We start from the raw sequence: 13,591 nt of genomic DNA, 5'->3' as shown, positions 1-13,591 counted from the left end.
CGTTGAGAACAGCTATGTGCACAGGGAGTAAGGGGACAGCCGTGGCCAAGAAGCTCGCCGTCATCGGGGCCGGACTGATGGGGTCCGGTATCGCGCAGGTCTCCGCCCAGGCCGGGTGGGACGTCGTGCTGCGGGACGTCACCGACGCGGCGCTGCAGCGCGGCACGGACGGCATCAAGGCCTCGTACGACAAGTTCGTCTCCAAGGGCAAGCTGGAGGCCGCCGCGGCCGAGGCGGCCCTCGCCCGCATCACCACCACGACGGACCTGGACGCGGCCGCCGACGCGGACATCGTCGTCGAGGCCGTCTTCGAGGACATCGACACCAAGCGGGACATCTTCCGCACCCTGGACGGTCTGGTGAAGGACGAGACCGTCCTCGCCTCCAACACCTCCGCCATCCCGATCACCAAGATCGCGGCGGCCACGCAGCGCCCCGAGCGCGTCGTCGGCGCCCACTTCTTCTCGCCGGTGCCGATGATGCAGCTGTGCGAGCTGGTCCGCGGCTACAAGACCAGCGACGAGACGCTGGCCAAGGCTCGTGAGTTCGCCGAGGGCGTCGGCAAGACCTGCATCGTCGTCAACCGCGACGTCGCCGGCTTCGTCACCACCCGGCTGATCTCGGCCCTCGTCGTCGAGGCCGCCAAGCTGTACGAGTCGGGCGTGGCCACCGCCGAGGACATCGACATCGCCTGCAAGCTGGGCTTCGGCCACGCGATGGGCCCGCTGGCCACGGCCGACCTGACGGGCATCGACATCCTGATGCACGCCACGGGGAACATCTACACCGAGTGCCAGGACGAGAAGTTCGCGCCGCCGGAGATCATGCGCCGCATGGTCGACGCGGGCGACCTGGGCCGTAAGAGCGGTCAGGGCTTTTACCAGCACTGAATCGGCTCCGGCCGGGTAACCGATACCTAATTCACCCTCCAGGGTGAATTAGGTATCGGTTCGCCAACAGGCGGCAACCTTGTCGTGTGAGAGGCAGTCAGTTCTTTGTAACCACAGAGCCTTGAGAACCGCACGGGGCTGCAGAGCCACACCGTCATCACGCACCATCGGGCATCACTCCGGGAGCGCATATGCACATCAGGGGCGACCACGCCGAACTGGTCGTCGGGGGCCGCCTCGACGTCCGCAGCGCGGCGGACGCCCGTACGGTCCTGCACTCCGCCCTCGACTCCGGCCGCGGCGACCTCGTCCTCGACCTCACCGAGCTGGACTCCTGGGACGCCACCGGCCTCGGCGTCATCATGGGCGCCCACCGCCGCGCCGGCCGCTCCGGCCGCCGCCTCGTCCTGCGCGGCGTGCCCGACCGGATGCAGCGGCTGCTCGTCGCCACCCGGCTGCACCGCATCCTCGCCATCGAGGGCGGAATCGGCGTCGAGGCGGGCGAGTCCCTTCCCCGCGTGTGAACGGAGTTGCCATAGAGGCACCCGCGTCCGCATGCGTCCCCTTCTTTCCGATTCTCATGAGACTGTGACATGCCCCGGGCAGCGGGGCCCCCGTCGCTTCATGGATACTGTGCCCAGGTCTGAGGTTCGGTTTTCCCGCCGCGAAAGGCCGCATAACAGAGCCCACGGCGGGCACCGATGAAGCGCCGGCCGGTATGCCCGGCCGTGGGTTGAGGAGTGCGGCAGGCCGGAAGGGCAGGACGGCACGCCACGCATTTGGGGGGCTTTCACCATGGACCCGACGAACCGACCCGAGGAATTCGGCGAGGGCGCACACGAGCCCGCCGAGGGCGGCGGCCCGCGCGACCTCCCGGGCGCCGAGGCCGGGGAGCAGGCCCCCGGGCTCGCCCGCGTCGTCCGGCTCGTCGCGGGTGACTACGCCCTCACCGTCAACCCCGTCGACGGCAGCGAGATCGAACCCTGCCTGCCCGCCGAGGTGCCCCCGCCCCCCGGCAGACACACCCCCGAGGAGCGCGCCGAGCTGCTCCGCGCCGCCGCGCCCCCGCCGCCCGCCCGCCAGGCCGGCCCCGAGCTGCCCCTGCTGCACCGCCAGGAGGAGCGCGAACGCCTCTCCCGGCTGCTCTCGCGCGGCCGCTCCGTCCGGCTGACCGGCCCCTCGGGCTCCGGCCGCAGCGCCCTGCTGGACGCCGTCGCCGACGACTGCGCCCGCCTCGCCCCCGACGGCGTCGTCCGCCTCACCGGCCACCACCGCACCGTCACCGACGTCCTCTACGACCTCTTCGCCGCCGTTCACCACGCGCCGCTGCACCGCCCCGACCGGGCCGGGCTGCTCTCCCTCGTGCGCGACATCGGCGCCGTCGTCGTCCTGGACGACCTCGAATTCGGCGGCGCCGCGCTGGACGAGCTCCTCGACGCCACCCCCGAGTGCGCCTTCCTCTTCGCGGCCACCCCCGACGTCGCCGCGCCCTCTCCCGACTCGCACGTCGAAGAGGTCTTCCTCGGCGGCCTCGACCGCACCGCCTGCCTGGAGCTCCTGGAGCTCTGCGTCGACCGTCCGCTGACGGACGAGGAGGCGGACTGGGCGGCGGACCTGTGGTTCGAGTCCGAGGGCCTGCCGCTGCGCTTCGTCCAGGCCGGGGCGCTGCTGCGGCTGGGGACGCCCCCGGCCGCGGCCGGGGCGGACGGCCGGGCGCGGGACGCCGCCGGCGCCGACCCCGCCGCCGCCGACGAGTTCGGCGTCTTCGCCGAGCGGCCCTACGTGGCCGCCGCCGGGGCCGAGGCCGAGGCCGGCACCGGCGCCGCCGAGGGCGCGCCGCTGCCCCCGCTCGCCGAGGCGTCCCGCCCGGCCGTGCCGCTCGCCTCCCGCCTCGACGAGGCCGCCCGCGAGACCCTGCGCTTCGCCGTCGCCCTGGGCGGCGAGGTCCCGCACCAGGCCCACCTGCCCGCGCTCGTCGGCGACACCCACGCCGACGCGGCCGTCGGCGAACTGCTCGCCGCCGGTCTGATCACCGCCGTCGCCGGGCACTACCGGCTCGCCGCGGGCGTCGCCGCCCTGCTCACCGCCGAGGGCTACGCCGCGGGCGCCGCCGAGCGCGCCCACTCCGCCGCCCAGCACTACGCCTGGTGGGCGGGCCACCCCTCCGTCGCGCCCGAGCGGGCCGCCGCCGAGGCCGACGCGATCCTCGCCGCGCTCGCGGCCCTCGCGGCCGACGGCGACCCCGGGCACCGCGCCGCGGCCGTCCAGCTCGCCCGCGCCGCCGCGCCCGCCTTCGCCGCCGCCCTGCACTGGAGCGCCTGGGAGCGCGTCCTGCGCTACGGGCAGGAGGCCGCCCGGCGCGCCGGAGAGGTGGGCGAAGAGGCCTACTTCCACCACGAGTTGGGTGTGCTGGCGCTGTGCACCGGCAATCTGCAGCGGGCCCGCGCCGAGCTAGAGGCGTCCGTCGGCATGCGCGGCGTGATGGCGGACAAGCGCGGCGCCATAGCGGGACGGCGGGCGCTGGCGCTGGTCGCCGACCGCTCCGGGTTCGCGGCGGGCGGCCCCGCGGGCGGCCCGCCCGCAGCCGCGCCCGGCGCCGGCGGTGCCGCCCCGGTGCCGCCCGTGCCGCAGCCGCCCGTGTCCCGGCCCGCAGGCGGGTCCGCGGGCCGTACGCCCGCCGGCGAGGAGATCCCGGCCGCCCGCAGCGAGCAGTCCGCCGTGCCGCCCTCCGTGCCCTCCGCCGCCTCCCCGGCGGCCCCCGGCGCCGACCCGGACCAGGTCGCCACGACGGTCATCGCCCGCCTCGCGGCCGAGCGCGCCCAGCGGCAGCGGGGCCCCGCGCGGCAGCCGTGGGCCCGGAAGATGATGATGGGCGGCGCCCGGCGCAACCTCGTCGCGGCCGGTGCGGGCGCCCTGCTCGCCGCCGTCCTCGGCACGGTCGTCACCCTGGGGGTGACCTCCGGCGGTCAGGACGGAAAGTCGCCCGAACGGGTGAAGCCCGGGCAGTCCGCGTCCCAGCAGGACGGTGACAACAGCCTCACCGCCGACCAGCCGGGCCCCGGTGAGGCCGGGCACGCCCAGGTGCCGGGCAAGCCGGGGAAGCCGAACCACTCGCCCGGCGCGGGCGGCTCGGGCTCGGCCTCGCCGGGCGCCTCCGGCAGCACGTCGCCGAGCGGCGCCCCCAGCGGCAGCGGCGAGCCGTCGGGCCGCCCCTCCTCGGGCGGGACGTCGCCGAGCCCGTCGCGCTCGCAGGGCGGCGGCCAGTCGTCGCAGTCGCCGGCGCCGAGCAGGAGCAGCAGCGGCGGCACCGAGCCATCGTCGAAGCCCTCGTCCTCCCAGCCCTCCTTGCCTTCCCAGCCGTCCTCGCCGGCCGGCGGCGGGTCGAGCTCGGCGAGCGGCCCCGTCAGCGGCGGCAGCCAGTCCGCCGCGAGCGGCACGTCGGGCAGCAAGCCGGCCGACGGCAGCAGCAGCCCCTCGTCCGCCGGGGCGTGAACGTAAACGCCGGACGGGCCTGGTCGGCCCGTCCGGCGTGGTGAAGCTCCCGCACGCGGTGCGCGTCAGAAGAGCCGCAGCTTGTCGTCCTCGATGCCGCGCATCGCGTCGTAGTCCAGGACGACGCAGCCGATGCCGCGGTCCGTGGCGAGCACGCGCGCCTGGGGCTTGATCTCCTGGGCCGCGAAGACGCCGCGCACGGGCGCCAGGTGCGGGTCGCGGTTGAGGAGCTCCAGATAGCGTGTGAGCTGCTCCACACCATCGATCTCGCCACGCCGCTTGATCTCCACGGCCACCGTCGCGCCGTCGGCGTCACGGCACAGGATGTCCACCGGGCCGATCGCCGTGGGGTACTCGCGGCGGATCAGGGAGTAGCCCTCGCCGAGCGTCTCGATGCGGTCCGCGAGGAGCTCCTGAAGGTGTGCTTCCACGCCGTCCTTGATGAGGCCGGGGTCCACGCCGAGCTCGTGGGAGGAGTCGTGCAGCACTTCCTCCATCGTGATGATCAGCTTCTCGCCCGCCTTGTTGACCACGGTCCATACGTCCCCGTCGCCCTCCTTGAGGGTGCACGGCGGGGACATCCAGTTGAGCGGTTTGTAGGCGCGGTCGTCCGCATGGATCGAGACGCTGCCGTCCGCCTTGACGAGGATCAGCCGCGGGGCGGAGGGGAGGTGGGCGGTGAGCCGGCCCGCGTAGTCCACGGAGCAACGGGCGATGACGAGACGCATGGTGCGCAACGCTACTCGACTCCTGCCCCCCGACGCGATTCGCCCCCGATGGGCCCTTTGGCTGTGGCTGGTTGTCGGTGCGTTCTCCTGGTGCGCCCGCAGTGGCCGAATTACCGTTGAAGCGGGCGGTCGTCGTACGGGCACGGGGCGTCGTCGTCCGCTCGCCCACCCCTGAGACCCTGCTCGCGGGGTCGCGAGAGGAGAACCCCATGTCGCTCGACGTCTCACCGGCCCTCCTCGAACAGGCCGAGCGAGGCGAGGTCGATGAAGCGGAATTCGTCGACTGCGTCCGGACCTCCCTGCCGTACGCGTGGGAGATGATCGGCTCCCTGGTGGCCCGGCTCAGGATCGACGGTGGCGAGTTCGCCGACAACCAGACGCCTCCGCCGGACGAGCAGGCCCGTGGACAGCTGCTGCGCGCCCTGGCGAGTGATGCCATCCGAGGTGCCCTGGAGCGGCACTTCGGAGTGCGCCTGGCCTTCCAGAACTGCCATCGGGTGGCGGTGTTCCCGCTTGCCCCGCAGGCGGACGAGCGCCTGGCCCGTTTCACGTCGATCCGGGGCCAGCTGCTGAACCAGTCGCCGGAGCTGCGGGACTGCTGAGGCGCTGGCGCTGCCGCTCCGCACGCGGGAGGTGTCGATCAGTGCGGGAGCGGCAGCGGCCCCGGGGGCGGCCGGCGGCGGGCGAGCGGGCGGCCGCAGGGGCGGAGGGGAAGGTCAGGAGAGGAGCGGCAGCACCTCGGCGCCGAGCCGGCGGAGGTTGTCCTCGGTGGCGGCGAGGTCGCCGGAGCCCTCGGTCAGCAGCGCGAAGCGCGTGATGCCCGTGCGCTCCGCGGTGGCCGCGAGGCGGTCGGCGCACAGCCGCGGCGGGCCGACCGGATGGAGCTCGCACAGCAGCTTGGTGTACTCCAGCGGATCGCGCATCGTGCGCGCCCGGCCGTCGACCGTCACGTACGCCGAGAGGCCCTGGTGCAGCCAGCCCGGCATGGCCTTCGTCAGGGTCTCGGCGGCCTCCTGCCGGCGGTCCCCGACCTGGACGACCCCGGCGGAGACGTGGGCGGCCGCGGCGACCTCCCCGGGCGAACGCCCCGCCTCCAGCGAGCACTTGCGCCACAGGGCCACCATCTCCGCCTTCTCCTCGTCCCCGCTGTGCATCCCCAGCAGCATGGGCAGGCCGTGCCCGGCCGCGAGACGGACGCTCGACGGCGAGGTGCACGCCATGAGGACGGGCGGGCCGGAACGATCCTCCAGATCGTCCGGGCGCGGCACGACCGGCACTTCGCGGAAGCGGAAGCGGGGCCCCGAGGCGCCCACCCGGGGCTCGCGCAGCCAGCGCATCAGCAGCGCGAGGGACTCGGGATAGCCCTCCTCGTACGCCGCCAGACCGGAGTTGAAGACCTCCAGGTCCACCCAGGGGCCGCCGCGGCCCACCCCGAGGGTGAAGCGGCCCTCGGAGGCCAGGTGCAGCATGGCGGCCTGCTCGCCGAGGGCCACGGGGTGGGTGGTGGGCAGGACGCTGACGGCCGTGCCCACGCGGATCCTGCGGGTGCGCCCCAGGGCCAGTGCCGCGAGCGTCACCGCCGAGGGGCAGACCCCGTACGGCATGAAGTGGTGCTCGGCGAACCAGACCGCGTCCAGCCCCGCCTCCTCGGCGACCACTGCCGTCCGCACGGCCCGGTGCAGGGCCTCCGCATGCCCCTGCCCGGGGAACTGGGCGGCCAGGACGAATGCTCCAACGCGCATCGCTCTTGCTCCTCCTAGCGACCGACGCGGCATCCCCCCACCGGAAATAACGGCTGACACGTGCCATGGGCACGGCTCGGCGTTAAGTTTTCATGATGATCGGGGGAGTGTCGCCGCGGTGCCCGGGGGGACGCCTGCCCACCACGGTGACTCTGGCGCGTAATCTGGTCACGGCCCGTAGCTCCCCAGACCAACCGAGGTGCCCCGTGTCTCCGCGCCGAAACCGCCCGCGAGGCGGCGCAGACAAGCAGTCCGACGCTCCCCGCGGCGAGGGCGGCGACCGCTACGGCCTGGAGCGCACCGAGGACTGGCAGGGCGAGGAGTGGGCGGTGCGCACGATCGGCGGCGGCGCGGCCACGAAGCACTACCGCTGCCCCGGGTGCGACCAGGAGATCCCGCCGGGAGTGCCGCACTTGGTGGCCTGGCCGCAGTACGGGGCCGGCGTCGACGACCGGCGGCACTGGCACAAGTCCTGCTGGAACGCGAGGGACCGCCGGAGCGCGCGGCTCCAGCGGTCCCGTCATGCCCCTCGTTACTGAGGGTTTGTCAGCGGTGTGCGGTCACGCGTCGCGCTTGAGCAGCGAGGCGTAGGCGCCGCCGAGCGCGACGGCCGCGGCGATCGCCATGACCCACAGCGGGTCCCAGCCGCTGAGGCTGGTGGCCGAATCCTCGCCCGAGGCGCCGTAGAAGACCGACAGCTGCATGGGGATCGAGTACTCGAACAGCGCCTTGCGCAGGTCCGACAGGCTCTCCGTGAACATGAACATCGCCACGACCAGCGGCAGCAGCACCACGCCCAGCATCACCGTGATCGCTCCCGCGGAGTGCCGCAGCAGCGTGCCCATGGCGAGCGAGACCAGCCCGAGCAGGCCGATGAAGAGGCTGGTGCCGACCGTCGCCCGGAGCCACTCGCCGCCGGTGGAGGCGAACTCGGCCTGGTCCTCCAGCAGTCCGACGTCGATGATCCCGACCAGCGCCGTGCTGGCGAGGGTGATCACGAATGTCAGGGCGAAGAAGACGATCGCCTTCGCGGTGAGCACCCGGGCGCGGTCGGGGCAGGCCGTCAGCGTCGTGCGGATCATGCCCGTGCCGTACTCCGAGGAGATCGTCAGCACGCCGAGCGTGAGCACGCAGATCATGCCCAGCATCACGCTGAAGAAGCCGGCGGCCAGGGCGTTCGTGCCGTTCATGGAGCTGCCGGCGGCGTTGACGGCCGCCGCGATCAGCAGCCCGATGCCGACGATGATCCCCACCATGATGCTCAGCGTCCAGATCGTGGAGCGCACGGAGCGGATCTTGGTCCACTCGGCCGCGACGGCGTCCATGAGGGTCGCCTTGCGGACCGGGATCGGCGACACGTAGCCGGAGACACCGCCCGCGGGCGCGGTGCCGGGCCAGTAGCCGGGCGCGGCGTGCGGCGGGGCCTGCGGGGCCGGGGCGGCCTGCGGAGTCGCCGGGTGGGCCGCCTGGGGCTGGGGGGTGGTCATCGGGCGTCCTCGCTGTCGCGCTTGGTGAGGTCGGCGGGGGCAGGGGCGGGAGCGGCGGCGGGCGGCGGGCCCGCGGGGGCCTGCGGAGCCGCCGGGTGGGCGGCCTGCGGCGGCTGCGGGGCGCCGGCCGGGGCCTGCGCGTACGGGTTGGGCTGCTCGCCCGGGAGCACGGGGTAGGGGTTGCCCTCCGGCGGGGCCCAGCCCTGATGCGGGGCGGGGGCGCCGGGGTGGCCGTAGCCGGGGCCCGGGGGCGGCGGGGCGAGGGCGGCGAGCTGGTCGGCCGTCGAGCGGTAGTCGACGGCGCCCTGCGTCATCCGCATGTACGCCTCCTCCAGCGAGGCCTGGTGCGGCGAGAGCTCCCAGAGGCGGACGTCCGCCCCGTGAGCGACGTCGCTGATCCGCGGCAGCGGCAGACCGGTGACGCGCAGGCCGCCGTCCGGCTCGGCCAGCACCTGGCCGCCGGCCTCGACGAGGGCGGCCGTGAGCTTCTCGCGGCTCGCCGGCTCCGTCTCCGGCGTGCGCACGCGCGCGAAGTCCGCGGAGTTCGCGGATATGAAGTCCTTGACGCTCATGTCGGCCATGAGCTGGCCGCGCCCGATGACGATCAGGTGGTCGGCGGTCAGCGCCATCTCGCTCATCAGGTGCGAGGAGACGAAGACCGTCCGGCCCTCGGCCGCGAGCTGCTTCATCAGATTGCGGACCCAGAGGATGCCCTCGGGGTCGAGGCCGTTGACCGGCTCGTCGAAGAGCAGCACCTGCGGGTCGCCGAGCAGTGCGGCGGCGATGCCGAGGCGCTGGCCCATGCCGAGCGAGAAGCCCTTGGAGCGCCGCTTGGCGACGTCCTGCAGGCCGACGACGCCGAGGACCTCGTCCACCCGGCGGGCCGGGATGCCGCCGAGCTGCGCGAGGGAGAGCAGATGGTGGTAGGCGCTGCGCCCGCCGTGCACGGCCTTCGCGTCGAGCAGCGCGCCGACCTGGCGCGGAGCGTTGGGGAGGCTGCGGAAGGGGTGGCCGCCGATGGTCACGCGCCCGGACGTGGGCTGGTCCAGTCCCAGGATCATGCGCATGGTCGTGGACTTGCCTGATCCGTTCGGACCCAGGAAGCCGGTGACGGCCCCGGGCCGCACCTGGAACGACAGATTGTGTACGGCCGTCTTGGCGCCGTAGCGCTTTGTCAGACCGACTGCCTCGATCATTCTCCGCCCCTCGCGAGCTCGTTTGGGCGTAAGGCCCCGTAAGGGTTAGGAGCATAACGAGGAGCTGACGGTTCCCGTTACCCGCGATTAGCTGCGCGGGGTGGGGAGTGCCTGGTGGGGGCGGTCGCCGGGCTGATCACCGGCCTGATCACCGGCCCGGTCGCCGGTCCGATCGCCCGGCTGGTCGCCGGGCCGGTCGCCTGTCCGGCCCCCGCTCCCGCCCTCGCCCGGCGGCAGGCCCTCGGGGAGCACCCAGCCCTCCCTCCGGAAGACCGCCCGCCCCTCGGCCCGCACCGCCTCGTCCGCCCGAGCCCGGGTGACCCAGTCCTCCGGGCCCGGCCCGAGCAGCGCGCGCAGGGCCTGCGAGGCGGCCAGCAGCGCGCTCAGCAGCCCGCGCTGGTCGCCCCCGCCCGCGCGGGGCCCGCCGCCGCCCGGGTCGGCCAGGACGCCGTGCAGGCTCACGTAGAGATGCGCGCCGCCGAGCCGGTGTCCGGAGGGCAGCGTCATCGGGAAGTCCCCGCCCGGCACCCACACCCGCCGGTAGTTGAATTCGGTCTCGTCGACGACGGCCAGCTGCGCGTCGTCCAGCCAGCCGGCCACGAGGGTGCGCCGGGCGGCCGGGTCGGCGTAGGGCGCCGCGGCCACGTAGCCGTGCCGCCCGATGTGCGCGGAGCACCCGACCCCGATGCCGTGCACCTCCACGGGCGCCATCGGGACCGTGGCCCCCGGGCCGCTCCGGGTGAGCTTGTGGTGCAGCTGGGCGGGGGAGGCGTTGGACCCCACGGCGAGCACGGGGTGCCGCGACCGGACGCGTGCCGCGCTCATCCGGTCGAGGAAGACGTCGAGGACCGGCTCCGCCCCTCCCATCCCCGTCACCACCCGCCACTCGCCGGGCGGCCCCGCCTGCGGCCGCAGCGGCAGCAGCTCGCCGCCCGTCAGCAGGGCCGGCTCCCCGACCGGGCGCCCGGGATACGTCAGCGGCAGTTCGGCGGGGGCACCGTCGAGCCCGAGGGCCCGCAGACTCCGATCGGCCAAGGCGGCTCCTCCCGGACGACACGGTCACCGGGGCGGCGGCCCCGCCGTGATCCGCCGGCGAGGCGCTACGCGTCCCGCCGCTTCAGTACGACGTACCCGCCGGCCAGCGCCGCCACCACCCACAGCACCATGATCGTGAAGCCGCCCCACGGCCCGTACGGGGCGTCGTCGAACGACACCACCTGCATGACCTTGTGACCGGCCTGGTCGGGCAGGTATTGCCCGACCTTCTTCGTCGCCTCCACCGCGCCCAGAATGCTGGAGATGATGAAGAAGAACGGCATCAGAATGCCGAGCGAGAGCATGGGGCTGCGCAGCATCGCCGCGATCCCCATGGAGAACACCGCGATCAGCGTCATATAGAGGCCGCCGCCGATCACCGCCCGCAGGACTCCCGCAGCGCCGATCGACGTCCGGTGACTGCCGAGCATCGACTGGCCGACGAAGAAGGAGACAAAGCTGGTCAGCATCGCGATGACGAACGCGATCAGTGTGGCGACCACGATCTTGCAGAAGAGGAACGTGCCCCGCTGCGGAACCGCCGCCAGCGAAGTGCGGATCATTCCCGTGCTGTATTCATTGGACACCACCAGCACCCCGAAAACGATCATGGCGAGCTGGCCGAGTCCCATTCCCGCGAAACTCGTAAAGGTCGGGTCGAAATTCACCCGCTCCTGCACCGGCATGCGCTCGAAGTTACTGCTGGAGAAGGCGCTGATCAGCGCGCCGAGCGCAACGGTGACCACCAGCGCGAGACCGAGCGTCCACACCGTGGAGCGGACGGATTTGATCTTCGTCCATTCCGATTGCAGGACCTGCCCCACCACCGCCATCGTCAGGACCCCTTCTTCCGCCAGCCGGCTCCCCACCCGCCGCCGGGCGGCCCCGTGCCGCCGCCCGGCACGGCGCCCTCGCCCGCGTCCGCGACCGGCGCGCTGTGCGCGTGGTACTCCACCGACTCCGCGGTCAGCTGCATGAAGGCCTCCTCCAGGGACGCCCGCTGGGGGCTCAGCTCGTGCAGGACGAGCCGGTGCCGCGCGGCGAGCTCGCCCAGCCGGGCCGCCTCCGTGCCGTCGACCTCCAGATGGCCGTCCTGCGTGGTCACCGCCGCGACCCCGGCGCCGGCCAGCACGTCCAGCAGCCGCTCGGTCTCGGGGGAGCGCAGCCGCACGTACGACCGCGAGTTGCGGGCGATGAACTCCGCCATCGAGGTGTCGGCGAGCAGCCTGCCCTGGCCGATGACGATCAGGTGCTCGGCGGTCAGCGCCATCTCGCTCATCAGGTGCGAGGAGACGAAGACCGTACGCCCCTGGGAGGCGAGGTTCTTCATCAGATTGCGGATCCAGTGGATGCCCTCGGGGTCCAGCCCGTTGACGGGTTCGTCGAACATCAGGATCTGCGGGTCGCCGAGCAGTGCGGCGGCGATGCCCAGGCGCTGCCCCATGCCGAGCGAGAAGCCCTTGGAGCGCTTTCCGGCCACCGAGGTCAGGCCGACCGTGTCCAGAACCTCGCGCACGCGGGAGCGCGGGATGCCGTTGCTCTGCGCCAGGCACAGCAGGTGGTTGTAGGCGCTGCGGCCGCCGTGCATGGCCTTGGCGTCCAGCAGGGCGCCGACGGTCCGCAGCGGATCCCTCAGCTGCCGGTAGTGCTGCCCGTCGATGAGGACCGTGCCGGCGGTGGGGCTGTCCAGGTCGAGCATCATCCGCATCGTCGTGGACTTGCCCGCGCCGTTGGGGCCCAGGAAGCCGGTGACGATCCCGGGGCGGACGGTGCAGGTGAGGCCGTCGACGGCGAGCTTCTCGCCGTAGCGCTTGGTCAGGCCCTGCAGCTCGATCATTCAGCCACGGTAAGGGGGGCCCGCACACCCCGCCAGCGGTAGCGGGCCGTCCGGGGGAGCGGCCCGGGGCGCCGGGAGGGCGACCGCTGCCCCGTGCGCCCGCTCAAGCGGCGCACAGGGCAGGACGAGCGTCCCGGAAGGTCAGCGGCCCTGGGCTCAGCGGCTCTGCTGGGCCGGGACGCCGCGGGAGATCGGCTCGTCGTCACCGGGGACGCCGGCCGCGGCGACGGCGGCGCCGGTCAGCGTGGCCAGCATCTCGCGGACGTTGGTCAGCTGGGCGTTGATGCTGTCGCGGCGGTTGGTGAGCGCGGCGAGCTCGCGCTCGGACTCGCTGCGGATGCGGTCCGCCTTGGCGTTGGCGTCGGCCACGATGTCCTCGGCCTGGCGCTGGGCGGTCTCCACCGTCTGGCGGGCGCGGCGCTCGGCGTCCGTGCGCAGCTTCTCCGCCTCCAGGCGCAGCTGCTCCGCGCGGTGCTCGATCTCCGCCAGCCGCTTCTCCGCCTTGGCCTGGCGGGAGGCCAGGTCGCGCTCGGACTGCTCGCGCCGCTTGGCCAGGTTGGTCTCGAAGTCGGCGGCGGCCTGGGCCGCCTTGGCGCGGGTCTCCTCGAAGAGGGCGTCCGCCTCCTCGCGCTTGGACTGGGCGTCCTTCTGGGCCTCGGCCCGCAGCTGGGCGGAGTCGCCCTTGGCCTTCTCGACGATGCGCGCGCCCTCGTCCTCCGCCTTCGCCTTGCGGTCGGCGGCGAACGACTCGGCGTCGTTGCGCACCTGCTGGGCGGCGGACTCGGCAAGCTCGCGGTGCTGCTCGGCGGCGCGCCGGGCCTCCTCACGCAGATCCTTGGCCTCTTCCTCGGCCAGCCGAAGGATCTTCTCGACCCTCGCCCCCAGACCCGCATAGGACGGCTCGGCGTCATTGACCTGGGCCTGAGCATTCTGCGTCTCGAGGTGCAGCTCCTCGATGCGCTTTTCCAGAGAGGTGATGCGTGCCAGTGCGCTGTCTCGGTCGGCGACGAGCTTGGTAATGCGGTCGTCCACCTGGCCGCGGTCGTATCCACGCCGCACAAGCTCGAAGCCGAAGGGGGAGGAAGTGTCACTCATGGGGTTCCTGTCATAAGAGACCGGTGAGGTGATAGAGGGAATCCTAGGGGTGCGAGCGGCGTGTCATCAGGTGAATGGTTGGCAGATCT

At 73.4% G+C, this 13,591-nt stretch carries 13 protein-coding genes; 5 read left to right on the top strand and 8 right to left on the bottom strand.

Features of this window, described 5'->3' with window-relative positions:
• The first annotated feature begins 41 nt into the window (after positions 1–41).
• The 3 genes from NQU55_RS03565 to NQU55_RS03555 all read left to right on the top strand — a co-directional run bounded on the left by NQU55_RS03565 (position 42) and on the right by NQU55_RS03555 (position 4,382).
• A complete protein-coding gene (locus NQU55_RS03565; protein WP_168095901.1) occupies positions 42–890 on the top strand; it encodes a 3-hydroxyacyl-CoA dehydrogenase family protein in 849 nt (282 codons plus the stop codon).
• 191 nt (positions 891–1,081) lie between these two features.
• Positions 1,082–1,414: an STAS domain-containing protein gene (locus tag NQU55_RS03560; RefSeq protein WP_168095902.1), complete on the top strand. Its 333-nt coding sequence runs from the start codon at positions 1,082–1,084 to the stop codon at positions 1,412–1,414.
• Positions 1,415–1,685: 271 nt separating this feature from the next.
• A complete protein-coding gene (locus NQU55_RS03555) occupies positions 1,686–4,382 on the top strand; it encodes an ATP-binding protein (RefSeq protein ID WP_168095903.1) in 2,697 nt (898 codons plus the stop codon).
• Positions 4,383–4,447: 65 nt separating this feature from the next.
• On the opposite strand, the gene nucS is transcribed toward NQU55_RS03555, so the two are convergent.
• Positions 4,448–5,110, bottom strand: coding sequence for an endonuclease NucS (gene nucS, locus NQU55_RS03550; protein WP_256789671.1), 663 nt, complete (start codon positions 5,108–5,110; stop codon positions 4,448–4,450).
• A 209-nt stretch (positions 5,111–5,319) separates the two neighbouring features.
• Here nucS and NQU55_RS03545 point away from each other — a divergent pair, with 209 nt between their 5' ends.
• Positions 5,320–5,712, top strand: a complete 393-nt coding sequence (locus NQU55_RS03545) for an SCO5389 family protein (RefSeq protein ID WP_256789670.1) — start codon at positions 5,320–5,322, stop codon at positions 5,710–5,712.
• 114 nt (positions 5,713–5,826) lie between these two features.
• Here the strand turns inward: NQU55_RS03545 and NQU55_RS03540 are convergent, their stop codons facing one another.
• Positions 5,827–6,852, bottom strand: a complete 1,026-nt coding sequence (locus tag NQU55_RS03540) for an LLM class flavin-dependent oxidoreductase (protein ID WP_256789669.1) — start codon at positions 6,850–6,852, stop codon at positions 5,827–5,829.
• A 206-nt stretch (positions 6,853–7,058) separates the two neighbouring features.
• Here NQU55_RS03540 and NQU55_RS03535 point away from each other — a divergent pair, with 206 nt between their 5' ends.
• Positions 7,059–7,391, top strand: a complete 333-nt coding sequence (locus tag NQU55_RS03535; RefSeq protein WP_168096651.1) for an Rv1322 family protein — start codon at positions 7,059–7,061, stop codon at positions 7,389–7,391.
• Positions 7,392–7,412: 21 nt separating this feature from the next.
• Here NQU55_RS03535 and NQU55_RS03530 read toward each other — a convergent pair whose 3' ends face one another.
• The 6 genes from NQU55_RS03530 to NQU55_RS03505 all read right to left on the bottom strand — a co-directional run bounded on the left by NQU55_RS03530 (position 7,413) and on the right by NQU55_RS03505 (position 13,502).
• Positions 7,413–8,339, bottom strand: coding sequence for an ABC transporter permease (locus NQU55_RS03530; protein ID WP_168096652.1), 927 nt, complete (start codon positions 8,337–8,339; stop codon positions 7,413–7,415).
• Entirely contained in the window at positions 8,336–9,535 is a 1,200-nt protein-coding gene (locus tag NQU55_RS03525; protein ID WP_168096653.1) for an ABC transporter ATP-binding protein, read from the bottom strand. Before NQU55_RS03525 ends, NQU55_RS03530 begins: the two co-directional genes overlap by 4 nt.
• A gap of 87 nt (positions 9,536–9,622) precedes the next feature.
• Positions 9,623–10,570 carry a hypothetical protein gene (locus NQU55_RS03520; protein ID WP_256789668.1) on the bottom strand — a complete coding sequence of 316 codons (948 nt, stop codon included), beginning with the start codon at positions 10,568–10,570 and terminating at the stop codon, positions 9,623–9,625.
• Positions 10,571–10,635: 65 nt separating this feature from the next.
• Positions 10,636–11,403, bottom strand: coding sequence for an ABC transporter permease (locus NQU55_RS03515; RefSeq protein WP_168094044.1), 768 nt, complete (start codon positions 11,401–11,403; stop codon positions 10,636–10,638).
• Between the two features lie 2 nt (positions 11,404–11,405).
• Positions 11,406–12,407, bottom strand: a complete 1,002-nt coding sequence (locus NQU55_RS03510; protein ID WP_168094043.1) for an ATP-binding cassette domain-containing protein — start codon at positions 12,405–12,407, stop codon at positions 11,406–11,408.
• Positions 12,408–12,563: 156 nt separating this feature from the next.
• On the bottom strand, positions 12,564–13,502 hold the full coding sequence (locus tag NQU55_RS03505) for a coiled-coil domain-containing protein (protein ID WP_058046316.1): 939 nt from the start codon (positions 13,500–13,502) through the stop codon (positions 12,564–12,566).
• Positions 13,503–13,591 lie beyond the last annotated feature (89 nt).

The organism is Streptomyces telluris, assembly GCF_024519335.1.
GTDB classification, from domain to species: Bacteria; Actinomycetota; Actinomycetes; order Streptomycetales; family Streptomycetaceae; genus Streptomyces; species Streptomyces telluris.
Note: the sequence above shows the minus strand (reverse complement) of the source record. Positions and strands in the feature narration are given on the sequence as shown.